18 protein-coding genes are annotated in these 24,411 nt (G+C 42.4%); 12 read left to right on the top strand and 6 right to left on the bottom strand.

Annotated elements, in window-relative coordinates; genetic code table 11:
• The first annotated feature begins 103 nt into the window (after positions 1-103).
• The 7 genes from FMM05_RS11890 (at position 104) to FMM05_RS11865 (ending at position 7,910) form a co-directional block, all read left to right on the top strand.
• Positions 104-2,200: a bifunctional aldolase/short-chain dehydrogenase gene (locus FMM05_RS11890; protein ID WP_143373605.1), complete on the top strand. Its 2,097-nt coding sequence runs from the start codon at positions 104-106 to the stop codon at positions 2,198-2,200.
• A 20-nt stretch (positions 2,201-2,220) separates the two neighbouring features.
• Entirely contained in the window at positions 2,221-3,501 is a 1,281-nt protein-coding gene (locus tag FMM05_RS11885; RefSeq protein ID WP_143373604.1) for a sugar isomerase, read from the top strand.
• Positions 3,502-3,504: 3 nt separating this feature from the next.
• Entirely contained in the window at positions 3,505-4,881 is a 1,377-nt protein-coding gene (locus tag FMM05_RS11880) for an FGGY-family carbohydrate kinase (RefSeq protein ID WP_143373603.1), read from the top strand.
• Positions 4,882-4,891: 10 nt separating this feature from the next.
• Entirely contained in the window at positions 4,892-6,040 is a 1,149-nt protein-coding gene (locus FMM05_RS11875) for an alpha-hydroxy acid oxidase (protein WP_143373602.1), read from the top strand.
• 78 nt (positions 6,041-6,118) lie between these two features.
• On the top strand, positions 6,119-6,253 hold the full coding sequence (locus tag FMM05_RS21225; protein WP_262711233.1) for a hypothetical protein: 135 nt from the start codon (positions 6,119-6,121) through the stop codon (positions 6,251-6,253).
• 147 nt (positions 6,254-6,400) lie between these two features.
• A complete protein-coding gene (locus tag FMM05_RS11870; protein WP_143373601.1) occupies positions 6,401-6,970 on the top strand; it encodes a Crp/Fnr family transcriptional regulator in 570 nt (189 codons plus the stop codon).
• A 76-nt stretch (positions 6,971-7,046) separates the two neighbouring features.
• Positions 7,047-7,910 carry an SDR family oxidoreductase gene (locus FMM05_RS11865; protein ID WP_143373600.1) on the top strand — a complete coding sequence of 288 codons (864 nt, stop codon included), beginning with the start codon at positions 7,047-7,049 and terminating at the stop codon, positions 7,908-7,910.
• 167 nt (positions 7,911-8,077) lie between these two features.
• Here the strand turns inward: FMM05_RS11865 and mnmE are convergent, their stop codons facing one another.
• Entirely contained in the window at positions 8,078-9,466 is a 1,389-nt protein-coding gene (mnmE, locus tag FMM05_RS11860) for a tRNA uridine-5-carboxymethylaminomethyl(34) synthesis GTPase MnmE (protein WP_143373599.1), read from the bottom strand.
• Positions 9,467-9,684: 218 nt separating this feature from the next.
• Between mnmE and FMM05_RS11855 the strand changes: the two genes are divergently transcribed.
• The 3 genes from FMM05_RS11855 to FMM05_RS11845 all read left to right on the top strand — a co-directional run bounded on the left by FMM05_RS11855 (position 9,685) and on the right by FMM05_RS11845 (position 13,496).
• Positions 9,685-10,521 carry a universal stress protein gene (locus FMM05_RS11855; protein WP_185965577.1) on the top strand — a complete coding sequence of 279 codons (837 nt, stop codon included), beginning with the start codon at positions 9,685-9,687 and terminating at the stop codon, positions 10,519-10,521.
• 59 nt (positions 10,522-10,580) lie between these two features.
• Positions 10,581-12,353: a MutS-related protein gene (locus FMM05_RS11850; RefSeq protein ID WP_143373597.1), complete on the top strand. Its 1,773-nt coding sequence runs from the start codon at positions 10,581-10,583 to the stop codon at positions 12,351-12,353.
• Between the two features lie 294 nt (positions 12,354-12,647).
• Complete coding sequence (locus FMM05_RS11845) at positions 12,648-13,496, top strand: alpha/beta fold hydrolase (protein ID WP_143373596.1); 849 nt, start codon at positions 12,648-12,650, stop codon at positions 13,494-13,496.
• A 106-nt stretch (positions 13,497-13,602) separates the two neighbouring features.
• Here FMM05_RS11845 and FMM05_RS11840 read toward each other — a convergent pair whose 3' ends face one another.
• The 4 genes from FMM05_RS11840 to FMM05_RS11820 all read right to left on the bottom strand — a co-directional run bounded on the left by FMM05_RS11840 (position 13,603) and on the right by FMM05_RS11820 (position 19,728).
• The gene (locus FMM05_RS11840; protein ID WP_143373595.1) at positions 13,603-15,165 is read right to left on the bottom strand and encodes a T9SS type A sorting domain-containing protein; all 1,563 of its coding nucleotides are present in this window, start codon (positions 15,163-15,165) and stop codon (positions 13,603-13,605) included.
• Between the two features lie 267 nt (positions 15,166-15,432).
• Positions 15,433-16,095, bottom strand: a complete 663-nt coding sequence (locus tag FMM05_RS11835; RefSeq protein WP_143373594.1) for a thiamine diphosphokinase — start codon at positions 16,093-16,095, stop codon at positions 15,433-15,435.
• Positions 16,096-16,521: 426 nt separating this feature from the next.
• Positions 16,522-17,340 carry a DUF4249 domain-containing protein gene (locus FMM05_RS11825; protein WP_143373592.1) on the bottom strand — a complete coding sequence of 273 codons (819 nt, stop codon included), beginning with the start codon at positions 17,338-17,340 and terminating at the stop codon, positions 16,522-16,524.
• 9 nt (positions 17,341-17,349) lie between these two features.
• Complete coding sequence (locus FMM05_RS11820; RefSeq protein WP_143373591.1) at positions 17,350-19,728, bottom strand: TonB-dependent receptor; 2,379 nt, start codon at positions 19,726-19,728, stop codon at positions 17,350-17,352.
• A 161-nt stretch (positions 19,729-19,889) separates the two neighbouring features.
• Here FMM05_RS11820 and FMM05_RS11815 point away from each other — a divergent pair, with 161 nt between their 5' ends.
• Together FMM05_RS11815 and FMM05_RS11810 are read left to right on the top strand one after the other, a co-directional pair.
• Positions 19,890-20,885, top strand: coding sequence for a sensor histidine kinase (locus FMM05_RS11815; protein ID WP_143373590.1), 996 nt, complete (start codon positions 19,890-19,892; stop codon positions 20,883-20,885).
• Complete coding sequence (locus FMM05_RS11810) at positions 20,861-21,559, top strand: LytR/AlgR family response regulator transcription factor (protein WP_143373589.1); 699 nt, start codon at positions 20,861-20,863, stop codon at positions 21,557-21,559. Before FMM05_RS11815 ends, FMM05_RS11810 begins: the two co-directional genes overlap by 25 nt.
• A 120-nt stretch (positions 21,560-21,679) precedes the next feature.
• Here the strand turns inward: FMM05_RS11810 and FMM05_RS11805 are convergent, their stop codons facing one another.
• Positions 21,680-23,905, bottom strand: a complete 2,226-nt coding sequence (locus tag FMM05_RS11805; RefSeq protein WP_143373588.1) for an NADP-dependent isocitrate dehydrogenase — start codon at positions 23,903-23,905, stop codon at positions 21,680-21,682.
• Positions 23,906-24,411 lie beyond the last annotated feature (506 nt).

Raw genomic sequence — 24,411 nt, 5'->3', positions numbered from 1 at the left:
ATATTAGTCTCAGGCTGTACAGTACAGGATACCTTACTAATGCAATAGAGGTACTTTTGGATGAGTAATAAATATAAATTCAATCAAATCATTGTAATATATAATGGAAAAGACCTTTCAATATGTAGATTATTTGTGGGATGAGCAAAAAGCGGCACAGCTTGGCGATGACCAGGTGGCCTTGTTCCTGTACCGTTCAAATATTTTAGGTGCCGATCTTAGGATAACAAATTATGGAGGTGGCAACACATCCTGCAAAACAATAGAAAAAGACCCTCTTACTAATGAAGAGGTTGAGGTAATGTGGGTAAAAGGATCTGGGGGCGATATTGGCACCCTTACCCGCAGCGGCATTGCAGGCCTCTACACCGGCAGGCTGCGCGACCTTAAAAATGTATACGGCGGCCTTGCTGATGAAGACCGCATGGTAGGCCTTTTTGACCATTGTATTTACGACCTTAACAGTAAAGCACCCTCTATAGATACGCCACTACACGGATTACTACCCTTTAAACATATAGACCACCTGCACCCCGATGCACTTATTGCCGTTGCTGCCGCTAAAGACAGCGAACAGGTAACTAAAGAAATTTGGGGCGATACTATGGGTTGGGTGCCATGGCAGCGTCCGGGGTTTGATTTGGGCCTTCAGCTGGAAAAATGCCTTGCCGATAATCCCGGCATAAGGGGTATTATATTAGGTAGCCACGGCTTGTTTACCTGGGGCGATACATCATACGAATGCTACATCAACAGTTTAGAGGTTATAGAGATGGCTTCTAAATATATTGCTAAAAAAATTGCCCAGAAAGGCAGTGTTTTTGGCGGGGCTAAGATTGAGGGGCTTCCGCACGAACAGCGCCTTGAAAAAGCTGCGGCCATAATGCCTTTGTTACGTGGGCTTGCATCAAGCGAAAACAGGATGATTGGCCATTTTACCGACAGCGATGTGGTAATGGAATACATTAATAGTAACGACCTGGAGCGACTTGCCCCAATGGGGACTTCGTGCCCGGATCACTTTTTACGCACCAAGATACAGCCACTGGTTTTAAATTTACCTGTGGATGAAAATATAGACGATACTGCTGCAATTCTGGAAAAACTGAAACCGGCTTTTGCACAGTACCGCGAAGAATACAAGCAGTATTATGAAAACTGTAAGCACCCTAACAGCCCAGCTATGAGAGACCCTAATCCGGTTATCATTATTTATCCGGGTGTGGGTATGTTCAGTTTTGCAAAAGATAAGCAAACCACCCGCGTTGCCAGTGAGTTTTACATAAACGCCATTAATGTAATGCGCGGTGCCGAGGCGATAACATCGTATACATCGTTACCAAGGCAGGAAGCTTTTGATATAGAATACTGGCTGCTTGAAGAGGCTAAATTGCAACGTATGCCGGCCGAAAAACCACTTTCGCGCAAGGTAGCCATTGTTACCGGTGCCGGTGGCGGTATTGGTAAGGCTATTGCCGATAAACTGGTTGCCGAAGGTGCCGTTGTAGTACTTACCGACCTGAGTGCAGAAGCTTTGGATACAGCACTTAAAACCTATAAAAAAGACCAGGCCGAAACCGTAGTGTGCGATGTTACCGATGCCAATGCTATTGCAGAGGCTTATAAAAAAGCTTCGCTTGCTTTTGGCGGTGTAGATATTATTGTACATTCAGCCGGGCTTGCTATTTCTAAATCGTTAGAAGATACCACGTTAAAAGACTGGGACATCCTTCAAAACGTATTGGTAAAAGGGCAGTTCCTTATGGCGCAGCAGGGAGTTGCTATTATGAGAAAACAGGGCCTTGGCGGCGATATTGTAAATATTGCCAGTAAGAACGGTCTTGTAGCAGGGCCTAACAATGTGGGCTATGGTACTGCAAAAGCAGCCCAACAGCACATGACGCGACTGCTTGCCGCAGAACTTGCCACCGATAAGATACGTGTTAACACAGTAAACCCTGATGGTGTTATTGTGGGCAGTAAAATATGGGAAGGCGAGTGGGCCGAAGGCCGCGCCAAAGCCTATGGTATAACGGTAGAGGAGTTGCCTAAGCATTATGCCAAGCGCAACCTGCTTAACGAAATTATTTACCCGGATGATATTGCAAACGGCGTTTTTGCCTGTGTTGCAATACTCAACAAAAGTACCGGAAACACTATTAATGTAGATGGCGGCATGGCCAATGCCTTTGTACGTTAACAAGCTTTAAATTAAACACTATGAAGATTACCGCACAGCATATTGCTGATTTAAATAAAACACAGGATAATTCATATCAGGAAGAGTTAAACCTTTTGGATACTAAATTAAGCCGCAATAGTATAAGCCTTGATGAGGTTATTAAAAAAGTGGCCGATTTTCAGGTTGCCATACCCAGCTGGGCATTAGGCGCAGGGGGAACCCGTTTCGGGCGATTTTCTTATGGTGGCGAACCGGCATCGTTAGAGCAAAAGCTTGACGATATAGGCCTGCTGCATGCCCTTACGCAGTCCGCTGGGGCGGTATCGTTGCACATTCCGTGGGATATCCCACAGGATTATAAAACGATTAAAGAAGTAGCACAGGGGCACGGGATTATTTTTGATGCCATGAACTCCAATACCTTTCAGGACCAGCCCGGCGCTACAGAGAGTTATAAATTTGGCTCACTAAGCAGCCATGTAGATGCGTCAAGGGAATATGCCATTCAGCATAACCTTGATGTTATAAAAATAGGCGAGCAGTTAGGCTCTAAAAGCCTTACCGTATGGCTGGCTGATGGGGCTAACTTCCCCGGGCAGCGTAACTTTCAAACCGCGTTGCGCCATACCGAGAACAGCCTTAAATCTATCTACGCCGGCATGCCACAGGATTGGAAACTGTTTATAGAATACAAGCCTTACGAACCTGCTTTTTACAGCACGGTTATCCAGGACTGGGGCACATCGTTCATGCTGGCAAATGCTTGTGGTGAGAGGGCTTATACATTGGTAGACCTTGGGCATCACCTGCCTAACACTAATATAGAGCAAATTGTAGCTACGCTGATGATGAAGGGCAAGCTGGGAGGCTTCCACTTTAACGACAGTAAATATGGCGATGACGATGTTACTGTGGGCGCTATAAAACCGTATGCTTTGTTCCTTATCTTTAATGAGCTGGTTTACGGTATGGAGAACAACCATAACAACCCGGACCTTGCGTGGATGATAGATGCAAGCCATAACACTAAAGACCCTTTAGAAGACCTTATACAGTCGTTGGAGGCTATCCTGATTGCCTATACACAGGCGCTGCTGGTAGACCAGAAAGCGTTGAGGATTGCACAGCAGGAAAACGATGTGGTGCAATGCCAGGAGATACTTCAGGATGCGTATCGTACCGATGTGAGGGCCATACTAAAAGCGGCGAGGCTAAGCGCAGGTGGCGTTATAGATCCGCTTGCGGCCTACAGGAAACTTTTGGTGCGCGAAGAACTTATAAAAGAGCGTGGTACAACATCTAAAGCTACAGGACTATAAGCTATGATTAAAGTGAATGCCGTATTTGATATAGGTAAGACCAACAAAAAGTTTTTTCTTTTTGATGACGATTATAATGAGGTACATAGGGAATATGTAAACCTCCCGCTTACTGTGGATGAAGATGGCTTTGAAACCGAAGACCTGGAGGCATTGCGCGAGTGGATGAAAAATACTTTTGACGGCGTTCTTGATAATCAGGAGTATGATGTTAAAACACTTAACTTTTCATCTTACGGTGCCAGCCTGGTGCATTTAGATTATAAAGGCAAGGCACTTACACCTCTGTATAATTATACTAAGGACATACCGGATTTTGTTACCGATGAATTTTATAAACGATACGGCGACTCACTTACTATTGCAGCCCAAACGGCATCGCCACAATCGGGTATGCTAAATTCAGGCATGCAATTGTATTGGTTAAAATATACCAAGCCCGAAATTTTTTCACGCATTAAATACAGCCTGCATTTGCCGCAGTACCTTAGTTATTTATTTACAGGGATACCTGTTAGTGAATACACCAGCATAGGCTGCCATACCAACTTATGGGACTATGATGCCGAAGATTATCACAGTTGGGTGCATGCCGAGGGCATAGACAAGATATTACCGCCTATTGTACCTACATCGGCGAGTATTAATACAACGTACAAAGACAGGAAAATAAAAATAGGTGTGGGCATACACGACAGTTCCTCGGCATTGCTGCCTTATATTTTGAGCAAGAAAAAACCTTTCCTGTTGCTTAGTACGGGTACGTGGAGCATTGCACTTAACCCGTACAATTCAGAAAGTTTAAGTACCGAAGATATAGAAAACAACTGCCTTAACTATCTGCGAATTGATGGCAAAAGGGTAAAGGCATCACGTTTTTTTATGGGTAATGAGTACCGCCTTCAGGTAGAAAAACTTACCGAATATTATAAAAAAGATTATGGCTACCACCGCAACGTTGCCTTTAACCAGGATATTTACCTGCGCCTTATAGAAAAGCCTAAAGTATACTTTAAATTTGAAGGCATATCGTTACAGCGCCTGCCTAAAGAAACAGAGTTGGAGCCTTTTGATACCTTTGAAGAAGCATACCATCAGCTAATGATAGAGCTCATGGAGTTACAGATAGATACTATTAGCAACGCCATCGGCAACAGCGAGATCAAGACTATTTATATAGATGGAGGCTTTACCGATAATGATGTGTTTATGAAATTAATGTCGCATCATTTTAGTAATTTTAAAGTATTGTCTACACAATCTCCACTGGGTTCTGCGCTTGGTGCGGCCATGGTAATATCAGACAAGCAGGTTACCTCTAAATTCCTTAAAGAAAACTACCGCATGAAAAAGCTCGTGCCGTTATTTTTCGACGTTTAAATAATTTACAATGCAGTTAAAATACAATAGCAACTATCCATCGGTAGAAGACCTTATAAAACAGGCAAAGCGCAAGATACCGCGGTTTGCTTTTGAATATTTAGATGGTGGGTGCAATGAAGATGTAAACCTTATTAAGAATACAGCCGAAATTCGGGATATTGAATTAAAGCCGTATTATCTGTCTAAACATACCAAGTCGGAAATGAAGACTGAGTTGTTTGGGCATACCTATGATGCTCCGTTTGGCATATCGCCTGTTGGCTTGCAGGGGCTTATGTGGCCCAATGCCCCGGAAATTTTGGCAAAGGCGGCATTCGAGCATAATATTCCGTTTATATTAAGCACCGTTACTACCGCCAGTATTGAGCGCATAAGCGAAATTACCCAAGGCCATGCCTGGTACCAGTTGTACCATCCTGCCGAAACTGAAGTTAGGGATAGCATTATAAAGCGTGCAGAGGCGGCACAATACCCTGTATTGGTGGTTTTGTGCGATGTACCTACGTTCGGCTTTAGGCCACGCGATATTCGTAACGGGCTTGCCATGCCACCAAGGATGACGTTGAGAAATATCATGCAAATACTTGGCAGGCCGGAGTGGGCAATTAAAACACTTATGCATGGGCAACCCGCTTTTGAAACTCTTAAGCCTTACATGCCTAAAGATTTAAACATGGCGCAATTGGGGCAGTTTATGAACCGTACCTTTTCTGGCAGGGTAAACGAGGAGCGTATAGCGCCCATACGCGATATATGGAAGGGCAAGCTGGTTTTAAAAGGTGTTGCGAGTAACGAAGATGTAGAAATGGCCATTAGGCTTGGTTTTGATGGTGTAATTGTTTCCAACCACGGGGGCAGGCAGCTTGATGCCGGGCAAAGCGCCATAAGTTCTATGCATCCTATAGTAGAAAAGTATAAAGACCAAATAAAGATCATGATGGATAGCGGTATCCGCTCCGGGGTAGATGTGGCACGGACATTGGCTTGTGGTGCAGACTTTAGCTTTCTGGGCAGGACGTTTATGTATAGTGTAGCTGCCTTAGGCAAAGAAGGCGGCAGCCACGCCATTTCTATGCTAAAAATACAACTGCAACAGGTTATGGAACAGGTGTGCTGCGAAAGGGTGCAGGATTTCCCCAACCATCGTATTAAGTAGCCAAAGACTATAATTAACTAAAACGATATAGTGAATTTGATTTGTATTTCATATATTTGATTATAAATCTCTTACATTATGAATCCATTAGTTAATACCTTCGTGATTCTTGCAATTTCGGTTATTGCAGTATTTTTTCTAATAGCAGCTACGGTTAATAAAATTCCTAAAGAGGATAAACAGAAAAAACCTTTTTCCGGTGTGCCTAAATAAAAATAAAGCTACCGTATTAAGTGGATAAAAGCCCAAAACTAAGTACTGGTTTTGGGCTTTTATTTTGATCTAATATAAATGAAAGCCCAAAATTATTATTTACCAAATGGTAAATAAAATGCTTTCAATAAATAGTATCTTTCAGGTATGAAAGCGTTTATTGACTACATATTGCAGTTTGGGAATCTGAATACCCAACAGACGGACCTTATTATGAGCAAGGCAAAAACTATCGAACTCCATAAGGATGAATATTTTTCGGAAGCCGGAAAGATACCCAGGCAGGTAGGATTTCTTCTTGAAGGTGTTGTTCGTTTTTGCTATTACAATAATAAAGGACAGGAAATTACCCATCATTTTATTGATGAGAACAATTTTGTTTCAGACCAGCAAAAGTTTGAGGCACAGGTAGTGGCATCTGAATACATACAGGCAGTTACCGACTGTAAATTGCTTGTTTTTTCTAAGAAAGATTGGGATGATATAGGTAATACCATTGTTGGCTGGGATGCAATTACCGGACTGATTTTAAAAAATTGCCTGCTTAAAACAATAGAAAGAAGGAGCCCGCTGGTTTCAGAAGATGCCACCACGCGTTACTTATCGTTTATTGAGCATTTTCCCGGCCTTGTTAATCGCATCCCGCTTTCGCACATCGCTTCGTATCTGGGCATTACGCAACAATCGCTAAGCAGGATTAGAAAAAACATCCGGTAATTTACTTTTTACCATTTGGTAAATATTTTCTTATTTTAGATGCTAACCTTTGTATTATTATTTAAAGAACAATGATATGAGCAAAAAAGTTGTATTAATTACAGGAACAAATAGTGGGTTTGGATGGCTAACAGCCAATAGTATCGCGGCTTTGGGCCACAAAGTTTATGCTACCATGAGAGATACGGAGGGGAAAAATGCCGATAAAGCAAAAGCCCTGGCCCAGGTAGAAAACATAACCGTTTTAGAAGTATCGTTAACTGATGAAACGAGTGTAAAAAATGCTATTGACACGATCATAGCGAAAGAGGGAGCAATAGATGTGTTAGTAAATAACGCAGGTGCAGCGGTATTTGGGGTGGCAGAAAGTTCTACTACCGATGATGTGCAGCGCATGTTTGATATTAATGTTTTTGCCCCCTGGCGACTAATGAAACTGGTGTTGCCGTTTATGCGTAAACAGTCGGAAGGTTTAATTATTAATGTATCGAGCGGGTGGGGCAGGTTCTCAGCCCCGTTCTCGGTAGTGTATGGTGCTTCAAAGTTTGCCCTGGAAGGTTTAAGCGAGGGGTTGCATTATGAAGTGCGCCCGCTGGGGGTTGATGTAACCATTGTTCAGCCGGGTGCCTTTCCTACCGAAATGTCGCAGAAAATCCAGACGGGTTCTGACACATCGGTTATAGACGGTTATAAAGCTATAGAAGATGTTCCAAATAAAATGTTTGCGGCTATAGGCCAAATATTTGAAACAGTAAAACCAGACCCGCAGGATGTTGCAGATGCGGTAGTAAAACTGATTAATTTACCTAAAGGGCAAAGGCCATTGAGGACGGTTGTTGACCCTGCCACAGGAAAAATTGTTGAGGCGGCTAACAACGCCGTAGCCTCTGAGTATGCAAAAGTTTTAACAGCCTTTGGCATAAACGATCTTTTAGCGTAAGCTAATATAGGATTTAATGAATGACTAGTCCTAAAATAGTCAACCTATTTTAGGACTAGTCACTGTAAATAAAGCTAAATAAACAGAAAAGAGAAACCCAGTTAAAGTGCTATTTTATAACATTTTAATTGGGTTTCTTTGTTTTATCTTGTGATGTTTTGTGCCCTCTATTTACCGATACAGAAGTTAGCAAAGATATTACCCAGCAATTCGTCGTTACTAACGCTGCCCGTGATTTCCCCAAAATGGTACAAAGCCTGGCGGATATCAATAGCTAACAAATCGGCTGAGATGCCGGAGCGCATGCCAAACTGTACCTTTTGTATTTCTTCCAACGCTTTAATAAGCGAGTCGTAATGGCGGGTATTGGTAACAATAGTTTCGTTATTGCGCAGGGCACCGGTGTTTACAAAAGACAGCAGTTTTTCCTTAAGGTCTTCTACACCACTATTTTCTTTGGCAGATACTAACAGCAGCTGCGGAATATCATTAACCGCCTGAGCTTTTTGAGCATCGGTAAGCTTATCGGCTTTGTTGCCAATAATCAACAGCGGTTTAAGCGGAAACTGGTTTTTGATCTTCTCGATCTCAACCCTAATGCCCGATCCTTCAACAGCAAACTGCGAGGCATCAAACAAATACACCACCACCTGTGCCTGTTCTATTTTTTCAAACGTTTTGCGGATGCCAATGCTCTCAACAACATCTTCTGTTTCGCGAATACCGGCAGTATCTATAAACCTGAAGCCTATACCGCTTATAACCAGCTCATCTTCTATAGTATCGCGGGTAGTACCGGCAATATCACTAACAATGGCGCGTTCTTCGTTTAAAAGGGCATTTAGCAATGTAGATTTACCCACATTGGGTTCGCCCACAATAGCCACGGGTATACCGTTTTTAATCACGTTACCTACCGCAAAAGAATCTATAAGGCGCTTAAGCACAAACTCAATACGCGACAGCAGTTCAAAAAACTGGGTACGGTCGGCAAACTCCACATCTTCTTCGGCAAAATCAAGTTCCAGCTCTATAAGCGATGCAAAGTTTAGTAATTCCTCACGCAGTCGGGCAATCTCGTTACTAAAGCCGCCACGCATTTGTTGCATAGCAATCTGGTGACTGGCCTCATTATCGCTGGCAATAAGATCGGCAACAGCCTCCGCCTGGCTTAAATCTAACTTTCCGTTAAGGAAAGCACGCAGGGTAAATTCGCCCGCATTAGCCATACGGCAGCCTTTTCTCAGCAGGAGCTGAATTATTTGCTGCTGTATGTAAACCGATCCGTGGCAGGAAATTTCTACGGTATTTTCGCCGGTGTATGAGTTAGGCCCTTTAAAGAGCGACAGTAATACCTGGTCGTATATTTTGGTATCGTCCTGTATGTGGCCTAAATGCAGGGTGTGCGATTTTTGACGGGTAATATCTTTACCGGAAACCGACTGGAACACACTTGCTGCAATGGTAATGGCATCGGCGCCGGAAATTCGTAATATGGCAATAGCACCCGCACCCGAAGCCGTGGCAAGCGCTACTATGGTATCTTGTGAAATCATTTTCTGTAATCCTTTCGTTGCTGCAAAGATAGTGTTTTAGTTTTCAGTCGCAGTCGCAGTTTTCAGAGGCATTAATTGTTGAAACTTATAGCCAGGTAGCAAACTGCTAACTGTGACTGCGACTGAAAACTCATTATTATACTGTTAAGCATTACATAAAACGTAGGAAAAATACATGATTTTAAGTATCTTTAACACAACAACCAATGGTACACAACATGAAAAAGATACTTTTTCCAACTGATTTTTCTGATACCGCGCGCAATGCTTTTATATATGCGCTAAACTTTGCCAATCAGTTTGATTCTGAATTGCTTATACTACACGTATACGACCTGCCCATTGTAGAGTCGCAGCCCCTGCCGGAAAGCACGCTTGAGATTTTTGATATTGTAGAGATGCACCAGTTTGAAAGCTTTAGGGAAGAGTTGCCCGGCCTGCATAAAATTGCCGAAGAGCTTAACATGGGCCATATAAAGGTGCGTAACGTGCTGTTGTATGGCGACCTGGTGTATAACATTAACAAGGTTTGTGAAGAGGAAGGGGTAGATTTTGTTGTAATGGGTACTAAAGGAGCGAGCGGCCTTAAAGAAACATTTTTAGGATCTACCACGGCATCGGTTATTACCAATGCAAAAGTGCCTGTATTGGGCATTCCTGCTGAAGCTACGTACAGCCCCATAAAAAATATAGCCTTTACCACGCAGTACAGGGATAAAGATAATGATGCCCTTCGCAATGCGTTAAATATTGCCACTAAGTTTAAAGCAAGGCTTTCCTGCCTGTATATAAAAAACGACGATGACCCAGAAGATATTGATGAGCGTATTAACGAGTGGAAGATATACTACCGCGACGAGGATATTGACTTTTTTAATATTGATGGCGACCATATAGAGCAAACCATACTGGATTTTATTGAGAACCAGCACGCCGACCTTTTAGTAATGCGCACGCACAAGAGAGGCTTTTTTGAGAGCCTTTTTCACCGTAGCCTTACTAAAAAAATGGCGTACCACAGTAAAGTGCCTTTGCTGGTTTTTCACGAAGATTAGAACACCATCCCGCCCCGGCGGGATTTTTTATTATCTATATTTGCCGTTTAGCAAAAACTATGGAATTTTACAATACCCGCAAAACTATTTTCTTACAGGAACTTACCGCGCAGCGCTCTAAATACAATATGTTAAGCATGGCAAGGCTGGTTGTGGCCGTTATCTTCCTTATTTTAGGATATTACAGCATTGCAGCCAATGACAGCAGCCAATTTGTTGTGGGTATGGCAATTTGTGCTGTTGTATTTTCTGTACTTATGAAAAAGCATACCAAAGTATCGCAGCAAAAAGAGCGTGCTGAAGCATTAGTAAAAGTAAATGAGAATGAAATAGCCTACCTGAACGGAACAGCACTTCCGTTTGATGATGGCGTGGAGTTTGTAAATTTTCAGCACCCGTATTCACACGATCTGGATGTTTTTGGGCAGCGGTCACTCTTTCATAACCTTAACCGTACCGAAACCTACAAAGGCAAGCAAAAATTGGCAGCAATGCTAAATGATATAGCGCCCCAGGATGAAATACTTAAAAACCAGCATGCCATTAAAGAACTGGCTGCCAAACCCGAATGGAGGCAGGAGGTTATGGCGCTGGGCCGCAATAATAAAGACAGTGCCGCCGTATACCAAAGGCTTACTAACTGGCTGCAACGGGCAGCGGGGGATGTTTCTAAAATAGCGGGAATTGTCGCTGTGGCATCGCCGGTTGTAATTGTACTATGTTTGCTGGGCTATTTTATAAGCGGAGACAATACATTTACAACAGTAGGAGGCTACTTAATTGCCTTTAACCTTATCTTTATACTTGGCTATGTAAAGATCATAAAAAAAGAAGTAGGCGATACCACCGAGATTCACGATATCATTCGCCGTTACAGCCTTATTATTGAGCAGCTTGAAAATGAAAGTTTCGAAAGTGAAAAACTAGCAGCATTAAAAGCCAACCTGTTTTACAACGACCAAAAAGCCAGCCTACACATAAAAAAGCTGGCAAAGCTTTTTGGCCAGATGGATATTGTAAACAACATATTAGGGGCTGCGGTGTTAAACGGGTTCTTTTTGTTTCATTTTCATGTGTATAGGTCGCTTATAAAATGGAAGAAGCAACACGCCCAAAACGTACCGCTTTGGCTGGATGCCATTGCCGAGGCCGAGGCGCTGGGCAGCCTGGGCAACCTTTATTACAACAATCCTGATTTTACCTTCCCAACCCTTAATAGTAACGGAGCAATTGCCTTTAAAAACCTGGCGCACCCGCTTGTTAAAAAGCAGGTAAGGGTGGGTAATGATATTATTTTTAACCCCGGGTTTACCATACTTACGGGCTCTAATATGTCGGGTAAAAGTACGTTTTTAAGGAGTTTGGGCATTAATATGGTACTTGCAGGTGCAGGTGCCCCTGTTTGCGCTACAGAAGCCGTTGTACACCCCTTGCCGGTATTGGTATCGATGCGATTGTCAGATTCGTTATCGGATTCTGAATCGTATTTCTTTGCAGAAATTAAGCGCCTGCGCCAGATAATGGATGCGCTTGGTAACGGGACTGCCTTTGTGCTGCTTGATGAAATACTGCGCGGAACCAACAGCGACGACAAGCAGATGGGTACCATTAAAGTCATTAAAAAAATGGTAGGCTTAAATGCTGTGGGTGCTATTGCCACCCACGATATTGAAGTGTGCGAAACCGCCCTGCAATACCCTGATAAACTGGTTAATCGCTGTTTTGAAGTTCAGATAATTGACAACGAATTGTATTTTGACTATAAACTTCGCGACGGCATCTGTAAAAATAAAAGCGCCACCTTTATTATGGAAAAAATGGGGGTGGTTTAGAATTGGGAATTTCAAATTACGAATTACGAATTTCAAATCACAAGCTCCAAATTCCAAATTCCAAATTCCAAATAACAAATTTCAAACAGAGACTTGGAACTCCCAACCCACAACTCCCAACCCACAACTCCCAACCCGAAACTCATAACCCACAACCCACAATTCATAACCCGCTGTAAATCCTCAATTTTGCTTTTATCCTTTCATTAACAGCCAATTATTTCTTAATCGTTGGTATGCTCTTTTTTTTGGTTAGTAATTTTATGTAATTATTAATTCAAAACAATACCAAGTATGCCTTTTATCACCACCAACTCCGTTAGCCTCTCCGGCAGTTCAGAAGAAGTAAATATATTTTACCAGGACATCGGCAGGGGTAAACCCGTTGTACTTATACACGGCTGGCCTTTAAACTATCAAATGTGGGAATACCAGCTAAACGAGTTCCCTAAACATAACATACGCGTAATAGCTTACGACAGAAGGGGCTTTGGCCTTTCATCACGCCCTTGGGAGGGTTACGACTATGATACCTTTGCACAGGACTTAGGCCTTGTTTTAGAAGAGCTTAACCTTACCAATGTTACCCTTGTAGGTTTTTCTATGGGTGGGGGCGAGGTTGCACGTTACCTCTCTAAATACAATACCGCAGGTCGCGTTACCAAAGCCGTACTTGTAAGCGCCGTTACACCTTTCCTTTTAAAAACCGATGACAACCCAACCGGGCTGCCACAGGAAATTTTTGATGGTATTAAAGAACAAATTGAAGACGACAGGCCAAAATTCCTGGCCGGTTTTGCAAAAACATTCTACGGTGTACACCTGTTTAGCAAACCGGTAAGCGAAGAGCTGTTGCAGCATGATGCCGTGCTGGCATTAAGTTCGGCAGGGTATTCTACAGTAAAAGCCATGCAGGCGTGGTCTACCACCGATTTTAGGGACGATGTGGATGCCATTAAAGTGCCCTTGCTTGTAATTCACGGTAAGGCCGATGAAACGGTGCCTATTGATGCCTCATCTGAAGAAACGGTAAAACGCGTTCCGCATGCAAAATACCATGTGTATGATGATGCGCCTCACGGGTTGTTCTATACCCATAAGAACAGGTTTAACGAAGACATTATCGACTTTGTAAATTCTTAAATTCCACTTCTAAGGTACTATAAATATATTGCAACGCAATCTTAACAAAAACCCCTTTAAGAAATTTCTTAAAGGGGTTTTTTATCAGGACAAAAGTAAAGAACGTCTAATTTTTAATCAGCTTGGCTGTAGCAAAGCCATCGGCTTGTATAAAATAAGTGCCCTGTGGCAGGTGGGCTATGTTTACAGGTACGTTAGCAGTAGCGTTAAAGTCGGCAACTTTTTGGCCTAATGTATTTGTTATGTTGCCTTTAGTACTGCCCTCTAATCCATTAATATAAAAATAGCCGTTAGCAGGGTTGGGGTATAGCCCTGCCACTACAACCTTAGGATTGCTAACGCCTAAAGATTCTCCTGCAATTTTAGCCAAGTAGGGGTAGTTATCAAAAGTACCGGCCTCAATAGTAATGTTGCCAAAATTTACGGTGCTGTTTGCCAAACCTGCCATGTAAACATCTCCTGTGGCGTTTATTGCAACAGCATCGGCACGGTTGTAGCCTTCGCCACCGGCTGTTATGGCTGCGAGTAGTTGTCCTTGTGGGTTATATTTAAGCACTAACGCATCGCGCGCCGCAATGGTTACTGTGGTGGTTATTTGGCTGGTCCATTGCACGGTACCTGTTGTATAGCCAGCCATGTAAATGTTGCCGTTTGCGTCAAGGCTTAAAGTGTTGCGCCTGCCCATTGCAGCACCGCCAGCGCCGGGTACTTCCTGAACCCATTGATACTGGCCCTGCCCGTTTAGCTTTGCAATAAAAAAGTCTTCGCCAAAGGTAAGCGGGCCTTCCGGAACGATGTCGTCAAACGGGTAAGTACCAAAAAGGTATGAGCAAAAATACACCTCATCTGGCGAGTATGCCACCACTTTAGGATCCGGGCAGGTAATATCTAAATTATTTTTTAACCATTGCATTTGGCCGGCAGCGGAGTATTTTACCACATAAATATTGTAGTCGTTTATCATTTGGGCCGGCGTGTTGCCAAAAACCGACTGCGGACTTGCACACGCGCCGGCTGCGTATATGTTACCATCGGTATCTACACTAACCGATGTTACCCTTGCAACATTTTGCTGCACAATGGTAGAGGCTTTAACGCCATCGGGCGCGTATTTTGATATATAGCTGTTATTGTAATTATCATACGCCACATAAATACTGCCGTTAGCATCGGTGGTAAGGCCGCGAGCGTCTGAGACGTACGGGTACTCTTCATCGGTATGCAACCTGTGGCTCCATAACATGGTGCCGTTTTCATCAAATTTAACCAACAAAAAACGCATATCGGCAACCTCCTGGGGGTCGCCCACCTCGGTATGATCGTCAATGGTAATACTATCATAAAAGCCAAAACTCACAATCACGTTATTATTAGCATCTATTGTCATGGCATATGCCGATGCATCTCCTGTTATTACCTTGCTAAACAACTCATTGCCGTTACTGTCGTATTTTTGATAGTATACGTTGCCCAAAAGCTCATTAAGCGGTACAGCGTTGTCTTTAAGCCCGGCAAAATATATATTTCCCTGCGCATCAACGGCATTACAATAGCCCATATAGTCGGTATTAAATTCTATATCTATGGGCGGTGTTTTAACCCAGCTAAATGTTTGTGCCTGAACATAGCTGCAGCCAAGCAATAGCATTGAGTAAAGTATCTTTTTCATTATAGAGATGATTTGATGCAGTAAAAGTATAGGGAATTTGTAATTAGGAATCCATTTTTTATAGATTTGCCTGTATTAGCTTAGAATTTGAAGCCTGCTATTGAGAATTTGATATTTTGCCAGTACGATGTAGGACTACTAACAGAATAGTCCTCACCCCCAACCCCTCTCCGAAGGAGAGGGGAGACGTTGACGGGGATATTCCGGTATTTCTTAGATTATACGTTGGGGGTATTCAGTCCGGCAACCATCAACCAATAAACAGAATTAATCAAAGCATTCCATCATCAACAAGTCGCCTTCTTTATGCTTTATAACCACCATGCCATCTGTAAGTACCTCGTTACTGCTGCCGGTGCGGTAGCCTATGGTAAGCTCATCGTTATCAAGCTCGTATTTTAGGTTGGATGAGTTTATACCCGAAACCTTGCCCACAGGAATAAGCGAGATGGGGGTGGCGGCAGGGTACCACTTTTCGTATTTTTTGGGTAGTTGAAATATCTTGGAGTTATCATCTAACATTACAATTTTAAGCTGCTTACTAAAGCGCACTATGTTGGTAATGTTGGTAATGGTATGATCGGCACGGCGGCCGGTGGCCCATATAACGTTTACAGCGGGAAATTTACGTTCTATAAGATAGTCAAAAGCCTTTTCCAGGTCGGTTTTATTCTGGTCGGGCGTGTGCACTATTTCCAGCGGGTATTGCAGGCTGCGGTAATACTCAGGGTCAAAACCACGGTCAAAGTCGCCCAACAGCACATCTACCTTTATGCCGAGGTCTATAACGCGCTGTATGGCACTATCGAGCACGATAACCAGTGGCGACCATTCCAGCAGCTGACCCATAAGTTCCATACTGCACGCAGCGCCGTTTGCAATTATTAAAGCAGGTTCCTGGTCGTCTCTAACGATGTGGTGTGATGACATTGGTTACATTTTGGTGCTGCAAAGATAATCCCTTTAAAGCAAAAAAGTACTGAAGTGGTTGCTTCAGTACTTTTTGTGAAAATTCCAAAATCCAAATTTTTAAATTCCAAAATCCAAATCACAAAATCCAAAATCCAAAATCCAAATTTCAAAATCCAAATTTCAAAAATCAATTCCGAATTTGCAATCCCGATCATTAAATTTCTAAAAATCTGATGATCTAAAAATCTAATTTTACAACTCGATATCCAAAAGTGAAATATTAGCCTTTTTTGACATAAAATCCCCCTTTTTTGAGGTCAGAAATGGCCATTTCAAAATCCAAAAGTGAAATATCAGTGTTAAAATTTCAGATTTGAACCCCAAATTTCAAAATCATGAATTGCAATTGTTAAATTTTTCAATCGTTCAATTTTTAAATATTTTTTACTGAATCGTAATATCCAAATTCGTTACCTGGCATACCCTAAAATATCCCAAGGCATAATTGCTTTCGTCAGTCTGGTTTAAAAGGTTGCCACGGGCCATGGTAGGCACCCCCTGAAAAGGGTTGCCACCACCGCCTGCAGCTTCCAGTAATATGTTCATAAATTCGTAGTAACGCTCTGATATTCCGTATAGTTTCACGTTTACTACGTCGCCGGCCTTAAGGTCTTCATCGCTAAAAAACTCAAACATTTCATTATTTTCAGAGAACTCATCGCTGTTAAGATCGTACTCAGGAACGGGTATTACAGAGGCAGTAGCACGTGTAAGGTAGTAGTTACTTTCATCGGGTATGTCGTTATAATAGTAACGAATTTCTATTTCATCGCCTAAAATACCACCTTCCTCAGCCTGTGTAGTATACGTAATATCAGGCGATTGCATCATGGTTTCGGTAGCAGTGTAGGTCTGTCCGCCGCTGATTACCGTTAGGGTATAAGTTTCGCCCAGTTCGGGGTAAAAATTGTCGCAAACGTACTGCCCGCTGCCCGGCGTTTCGGTAAAGGTAAATATCGTATTGGCGCTATTGGTTATAAACACTGTTGCACCGTTAACTACCGGTATTACAGTGTCATAGTAGCCTGTAGTAGTAGTTAACTTAATAGTTTGGTTAGTGCCCGATGTGCCTTTTTCCCAGTCTATAGAGGCCTCTACAACCAGGCGGGGCGGGGCAGTATCAAGGTCTACATCAACTACTTCTTCACACGAAGTTAGTAGTAAGATGTTTAAAATCAGAAGTATATATTTTAAGTTTTTCATGATTGCGTACTAAAATTTAAAGTTATACGTAACACTCGGGATCACCCCAAAGATAGACAGCCTTGTAGCCTCGTTAACCCCGGTATCTTCGTTCTGCCCAAAGGTAATAGAGGCAGCGTTTTGCCTGTTGTACAGGTTGTAAATGCTAAAGACCCACTCGCCCTGCCAGCCCTTTTTCTTCTCAGGCTTAGGAGTATACGTTGCCGAAACATCTAAATGGTGGTAGGCAGGCAGCCTGTTCTCATTACGGTTGCTGTAACTTGGTACGATGATATCGCCATACTGGTATTGCCCGTTAGGGTTGGTTACCGGGCGACCCGACTGCAACGAGAATATCCCGCTAAACGACCATTTATCAGTATATTGATAAGACCCTGTTACAGAGAGGTTATGCAGTTTATCATAACCCGTTTTGTACCATTCGCCGTTGTTAATACCGGTTTCGGTTGCATTCCTGCCAGGGGTTCGCTGCTCTGATCGTGATAGGGTATAAGCTATCCATCCGGTTAGTTTGCCCTTGTTTTTACGCACCAGTACCTCAAGCCCGTAAGCCCTTGCCTTGCCGGGAAGTACCACCTGCTCTATAGCGTCGTTAGCTATCAGGTCGGCGCCATCAATATAATCTACCCTGTTTTTCATGGTCTTGTAAAATACCTCTGTCTCAAGGGTATAGGCGTCATTTTTAAAGTTGCGGAAGTACCCCGCTGCATACTGGTCCAGCAACTGCGGCTTCATAAAGTCGTCACTTGGTGCCCAAACATCAAGGGGCGTTGCCGATGCCGTGTTGCTTATTAAGTGCAGGTACTGCGCCATGCGGTTGTAACTCGCCTTAACCGACTGGTCTTCTCCTAACTGGTATGAAACGGCCGCACGGGGCTCTAAATTGTCGAATTTTGCTATGCTTTCGCTACCGCTGTAATGTTGGGTACTTATTGGTACACCTTTTTCATAAATCTTAAGTTCGTCATTAAAAACAACTGCCTGATTATTAGCATAAAGGTTAACATCCTGCGATCCTAATCGGTTAAACCTGCTGTAGCGCAGGCCGTAGCTCACGGTAAACTTATCGGTAAGTTCGTGTTCGGCATCTAAATACAGGGCGCTTTCAAAGGCATATTTCCTGTCAAGCTGATCGGCATTTATGCCGGAATCTGCGTCGCTTGGTTCTATAGTACCGGGATTAAAGTTGTAGTAAATACCACTAAGACCGTAGGTTAGCTTAAACTTATCGGTTAGCTTGTGTTTAAAATCATATTTAAACGTGTAGCTTTTAATGCCACTTTCCCAGTTAAAGCCAATAAAATCGAGCTCCATACCATACAGGTAATCGCTGTAAATGGCTGCCATGTTGCCACTTAGATTGTCACTGAATTTATGGCTCCAGCCCATGTTAGCTACGGTATTACCGTAGATATTGCTAAAGCTCTCGGCGATCTTAATAACGTCGCGCCCTAAGTAACCCGAAAAATATACCTTGTCATTTTCGCCAAGCTTGTAATTGGCCCTTGTATTAAGATCGTAAAAATAAGCTGAGTTCTCATTATCAGCCAGTTTAAGGAACAGGTGGGCGTAAGAACTTCTTCCTCCCACTAAAAACGATCCTTTATCTTTTTTGATGGGCCCTTCGGCAACCAGCCTGCTCGATATCAGCCCTATACCACCCACGGCATGAAAATCGGTAAGGCTGCCTTCGCGCTGGGTAATATCCAGTACCGATGATACCCTCCCGCCGTAACGTGCCGGTACCCCGCCTTTATAGAGGTTAAGGTCTTTTATGGCGTCTGAATTAAAAACCGAAAAGAACCCAAATAAGTGCGATGAGCTAAAAAGGTTGGCATCATCCAGTAATATAAGGTTTTGGTCGGCCGCGCCACCACGCACATTAAAGCCCGATGAACCTTCGCCGGCATTGGTAACGCCAGGCAATTGCATGAGCGATTTTATTACGTCTACCTCGCCTAATACCGCAGGCATTTTCTTAATATCCTCTGCAGTTAGCTTGGCAACGCTCATTTCCGGACTCTTAATATTGGCGCGCTTGCTTGTGTTTTGAGAGATAACCACCTCCTGCAATTCCTGCGAGCTGTTGCTAAGTTCAAAGTTCTTTTTTGTGTTTTTATTAAGAACAATGGTGGTTTCAGTAGTGCCATAGCTTACAAAACTAACCTGTACGGTGTAAGTGCCTGCGGGAAGTGATATACTATACGCTCCTGAAGCATTGGTAGATACCGCCATTTCCAGTTCTTTAATGTAAACGCTGGCACCTATTAGTGTTTCTTTATTGCCTACATCGGCAATGGTGCCGCTAAGTGTAAACTTTTGCTGGGCAAAACCCGACACGGCCGAAAAGAGTGCCATTAAAAAGTACAAAATAAAACGTCTGTTCATTGTTTTGATTGGGTTAATTGATGATTTGTAGTAAAAGTATTAACTATAACTTTAACCATTGTATTAAATTATGGTAAGCATACTTTTTTATACAAACGCCGTTTGCATAAAAAGCGTTGTTATAACGGTTTCAACACCTATAATGCCCTAATTTTGTTTGTATGGTAAGATACTTTAGGTATGAGAATATATGGTTCAGGAATTTGTTTTTCCTGACACTTATTTTTTGCACTATTATTTTAATAGATCATTTTGAAGGTCCTTCGAATGAAGATAGGGTTGCGGAAATTTCTTATGCGGTATACCCTAATTATTTGCTTATATTAGGTAGTAATTTGCTGCTAGTTAATGGTTTATTGCATAAAAATAAATATGGCGACTTTATTATTTTTTTCCTTTTGTACTGGATGGTTATGACCATTTTAGGTTTCTATATCCCGAATTTTTATAAACCAGAACATGCAGGTGTTACCAGGGTTTTCAGGCAGTTTTTTATTGCTATTGTAGGTAGCGGTTTCTATTTTATTCATTTGTGGATTACACAAAATATTATTACCACCAGCAGAAAACTGGCCGTGACGGAAAATGAACTCAACTTTTTAAAGCAGCAGCTTAACCCGCACTTTTTGCTTAATGCCATGAACAATTTGTATGGCGAATCGCTCGCCCGGCCTGAAAGTATACCCGAACGTATATTAGAACTTTCTACACTGTTGCGCTACCAGATAGAGGCTACCAAGAAAGAGAGCGTTTCGCTTATAAGCGAGATGGATTTTGTAAAAAAGTATATGGAATATTACCAGTACAAAAGTGGCAAGCTTACCGTTATTAACCATGCTGTTATAGCACCCAATCAGGACAGGGTAATTCCGCCTTTGGTATTGATGCCGTTGGTGGAGAATGCCGTTAAATTCTCGTCGGAAACCGATGAACCTTACATAAAAATGGACTGGGAAATTACGCCTCAAAAGTTTTGCTTTATGATAGAGAACAGCTATCTGCCGGAAGGCTCTAAGCTAAACGGCACTAATTTAGGCATCAGTAACTTAATGCGAAGGCTGGAAGTACTTTCTATTAAATATAGTATTGACTGCGAACAGGATAATGAGCATTATAAATTAAAATTACAGCTATGGGACCTACCTACAAATGCCTGATAGTTGATGATGAGGTTCCGGCGTACCTTGTTATTCAGTCGCATATAAAAAACACACCGGGACTGGAGTTTATAGCCAGTGCCTCTAATGGTAAAGAGGCAATACAGCTTTTAGAGCAGCGGCGGTTTGATATCGTTTTCCTGGATATTAATATGCCAATAACCACCGGTATAGAGCTGATGGAGCAGCTGCCTTTTCGCCCTGCAACCATTATTACTACGGCCTATTCTGACTATGCATTAGATGCATTTAAGTATGATGCTGTTGATTATTTAGTAAAGCCCATTGGCTTGCCCGCCTTTACAAAAGCCGTTGAGAAAGCTAAGATATTTTGTGATGCCAAAGTTTTAGCTCCTAACAAAACCATGCTGTCACTAAAGACTGCTAAAGACACTATAAATGTACCTATTACTGATGTTATTTATATTGAAAGTTACGGCAATTACCTTAAGGTATATTTAATGGGCAGGCAAATGCCGGTTGTAGTTTACGGTGCCCTTAGCGCCATAGCTAATGATCTTGATGCCAATTTTGTACGCGTGCATAAATCATTCATTATTAATATTATGCATACTCAAAATACAGCGGGGCAGGAGGTAAGGCTTTCTAACGGAAGCATAGTACCCGTTGGCCGCAAATACAGGATTTTGCTTAGTGAAAAGGGGAGGGGTTAGCTTATTTTTGATTTGTGCGAATTTGTGAAATTTGTGTCAAGCCCTATCGAATTAAATATTAAACAAAAAGCTACCCTTTTCAGGATAGCTTTATAAGAATTTGTAACTAATTATAATTGATTAAACCAGTTTAGCAAGGATAGCGTTAAAGGTATCGCTTGGCCTCATGGCTTTATCTGTAAGTGCGTAATCAGGGTGGTAGTAACCGCCAATTTCCTGTGGTTTGCCTTGTGCACCTATTAACTCAGCATCAATTTTAGCTTCGTTTTCGGTAAGATCTTTAGCGATTTCAGTAAATTTCGCTTTAAGTTCTGCATCTTTATTCTGAGCAGCAAGAGCTTGTGCCCAGTATAGTGCAAGGTAAAAATGAGAACCGCGGTTATCAATCTCGCCTACCTTACGTGCCGGAGATTTATCGTTTTCAAGGAATTTCTCGTTAGCAGCATCTAAAGTTTCAGATAATACCAAAGCCTTAGAGTTGTTTAAAGTTTGTCCAAGGTGCTCTAACGAAACGCCAAGGGCAAGGAACTCTCCAAGCGAATCCCAACGAAGGTAACCTTCCTCTACAAATTGCTGAACGTGTTTAGGGGCTGATCCGCCAGCACCGGTTTCAAACAATCCTCCACCATTCATTAACGGAACGATAGAAAGCATTTTAGCTGAAGTTCCAAGCTCAAGAATTGGGAATAAATCAGTTAAATAGTCACGCAGTACATTTCCGGTAACCGATATGGTATCTTCACCTTTAATGATGCGCTCTAAAGTATAGCTTGTAGCAGCAACAGGATCAAGAATTTGTATATCAAGGCCGTTAGTATCGTGGTCTTTAAGGTATGTTTTTACTTTTTCGATAAGCTGAACATCGTGGGCACGTTTTTCATCTAACCAGAAAATAGCAGGAGTATCCGATAAACGGGCACGGTTAACAGCAAGCTTAACCCAGTCCTGTATAGGGGCATCTTTAGTTTGGCACATCCTGAAGATATCGCCTTTCTCTACAGTTTGCTCCATGTATACTGTACCGCTATTGTTGTCAATTACTTTAACAACACCATCGGCAGCAGCCTGGAATGTTTTATCGTGGCTACCGTACTCCTCAGCTTTTTGAGCCATAAGGCCCACGTTTGGTACGCTACCCATAGTTGCAGGGTTAAAGGCACCGTGTTTTTTACAAAAATCGATTGTAGCAGTATAAATTCCGCTGTAACTCCTGTCCGGTATAATAGCTTTAGTATCCTGGCTTTTACCATCAACATTCCACATTTGGCCGCTTGTACGTATCATAGCCGGCATAGAAGCATCTACAATAACATCACTTGGCACATGCAGGTTGGTAATACCGTTATCAGAGTTTACATAAGCAAGGGCAGGAGCAGTAGTGTAAACTGCATCAATAGCCGCTTTTACTTCAGCTTCCTCAGGTTTGCCTGCAATTTTAGCGTAAACGTCGCCAAGGCCGTTACGGGTGTCAACACCAAGATCGGCAAAAAGCTGTGCGTATTTTTCAAATACATCTTTGTAAAATACCTCTACAATAGCACCAAAGATAATAGGGTCAGAAACCTTCATCATGGTAGCCTTAAGGTGAACCGAGAACAATACACCTTTATCTTTAGCGTCTGCAATTTCTTTAGCAACAAACGCTTTTAGTTTGTTAAGGTTAAGCGCAGAACTGTCAATTATTTCGCCTGCTTTAAGCGGTGTGTTTGCTTTTAAAACGGTAACAGTACCATCTTTAGCCGTAAACTCTATTTTAACATCTGTAGCATCTTTTACCGTAACCGATTTTTCACTTCCGTAAAAATCACCTTCGCTCATGCTGGCAACGTGTGTTTTAGAGTCGGCTGTCCATTTACCCATAGAGTGCGGGTGTGCCTTAGCGTAGTTTTTAACAGCGCGTGGTGCACGGCGGTCTGAGTTACCTTCGCGAAGCACCGGGTTTACGGCAGAACCTAACACTTTGCTGTATTTAGCTTTAGCATCTTTCTCGGCATCGGTTTTTGCATCTTCCGGGAAATCAGGAATGTTGTAACCCTGCGACTGTAGCTCTTTAATGGCAGCTTTAAGCTGAGGCACAGAAGCCGAAATGTTTGGCAATTTAATGATGTTAGCCTCCGGAGTGTTGGCAAGTTCGCCAAGCTCTGTAAGGGCATCACCAATTTTTTGGCCGGCAGTAAGGTTTTCAGGGAAATTAGCAAGGATCCTTCCGGCAAGCGAAATATCCCTTGTTTCTACTTCAATACGTGCAGGGGCGGCAAAAGCCTGTACAATGGGAAGAAGTGAATGGGTGGCCAGCATTGGGGCCTCATCAGTTATCGTGTAAATGATTTTTGATGTATCAGACATTTTTTAAATTTTTAAATATCCTTTCGTCCTAAAAAAAGCCCGAAAGGCTGATTATTAATACGTTATGTGTGTTTGTTTGGGTTGCCTGATTTTACATTAGTGCAATAGCCTGTAATATAAAAGCAAAGCCTGCAAATATAGGAAAACTCGTTGTAAAAGGTAGGGCTTTAATTCGCAAAAAATCGATATAGTTTTTTGATTATGTTTAATTTTGATGGTAATAGATTGTAGAATAGGTATATGATTATGAGCGCTGATTTTCGCACATAAGTTGTTGCATAAAGCCTAATGAAGCAAACTATGTTTTTATTCTTAATTGGCAGTATAGTGCAGGGGGGGGCGCGAGGATAAATATGATAATTAGCCAGGTGACCCCTTATTTATTACAGAGTAATTATATTTGGTTACCGCGCTTTGCGTTACCCCGAAATCAGAACAAATATAAATCCACAAAAAAATCCCCAGATCGTTAGAAATGGGGATTTTTGTGGTGAATTAAACTTTAT

It is taken from the genome of Flavobacterium zepuense, from assembly GCF_007097145.1.
GTDB classification, from domain to species: Bacteria; Bacteroidota; Bacteroidia; order Flavobacteriales; family Flavobacteriaceae; genus Flavobacterium; species Flavobacterium zepuense.
This window is presented reverse-complemented; position numbering and strand designations above follow the sequence as displayed.

Coding starts and splice junctions, on each gene's coding strand:
- FMM05_RS11890 (WP_143373605.1), top strand. CDS start 104: ATGGAAAAGACCTTTCAATATGTAGATTATTTGTGGGATGAGCAAAAA.
- FMM05_RS11885 (WP_143373604.1), top strand. CDS start 2,221: ATGAAGATTACCGCACAGCATATTGCTGATTTAAATAAAACACAGGAT.
- FMM05_RS11880 (WP_143373603.1), top strand. CDS start 3,505: ATGATTAAAGTGAATGCCGTATTTGATATAGGTAAGACCAACAAAAAG.
- FMM05_RS11875 (WP_143373602.1), top strand. CDS start 4,892: ATGCAGTTAAAATACAATAGCAACTATCCATCGGTAGAAGACCTTATA.
- FMM05_RS21225 (WP_262711233.1), top strand. CDS start 6,119: ATGAATCCATTAGTTAATACCTTCGTGATTCTTGCAATTTCGGTTATT.
- FMM05_RS11870 (WP_143373601.1), top strand. CDS start 6,401: ATGAAAGCGTTTATTGACTACATATTGCAGTTTGGGAATCTGAATACC.
- FMM05_RS11865 (WP_143373600.1), top strand. CDS start 7,047: ATGAGCAAAAAAGTTGTATTAATTACAGGAACAAATAGTGGGTTTGGA.
- mnmE (WP_143373599.1), bottom strand. CDS start 9,466: ATGATTTCACAAGATACCATAGTAGCGCTTGCCACGGCTTCGGGTGCG.
- FMM05_RS11855 (WP_185965577.1), top strand. CDS start 9,685: ATGAAAAAGATACTTTTTCCAACTGATTTTTCTGATACCGCGCGCAAT.
- FMM05_RS11850 (WP_143373597.1), top strand. CDS start 10,581: ATGGAATTTTACAATACCCGCAAAACTATTTTCTTACAGGAACTTACC.
- FMM05_RS11845 (WP_143373596.1), top strand. CDS start 12,648: ATGCCTTTTATCACCACCAACTCCGTTAGCCTCTCCGGCAGTTCAGAA.
- FMM05_RS11840 (WP_143373595.1), bottom strand. CDS start 15,165: ATGAAAAAGATACTTTACTCAATGCTATTGCTTGGCTGCAGCTATGTT.
- FMM05_RS11835 (WP_143373594.1), bottom strand. CDS start 16,095: ATGTCATCACACCACATCGTTAGAGACGACCAGGAACCTGCTTTAATA.
- FMM05_RS11825 (WP_143373592.1), bottom strand. CDS start 17,340: ATGAAAAACTTAAAATATATACTTCTGATTTTAAACATCTTACTACTA.
- FMM05_RS11820 (WP_143373591.1), bottom strand. CDS start 19,728: ATGAACAGACGTTTTATTTTGTACTTTTTAATGGCACTCTTTTCGGCC.
- FMM05_RS11815 (WP_143373590.1), top strand. CDS start 19,890: ATGGTAAGATACTTTAGGTATGAGAATATATGGTTCAGGAATTTGTTT.
- FMM05_RS11810 (WP_143373589.1), top strand. CDS start 20,861: ATGGGACCTACCTACAAATGCCTGATAGTTGATGATGAGGTTCCGGCG.
- FMM05_RS11805 (WP_143373588.1), bottom strand. CDS start 23,905: ATGTCTGATACATCAAAAATCATTTACACGATAACTGATGAGGCCCCA.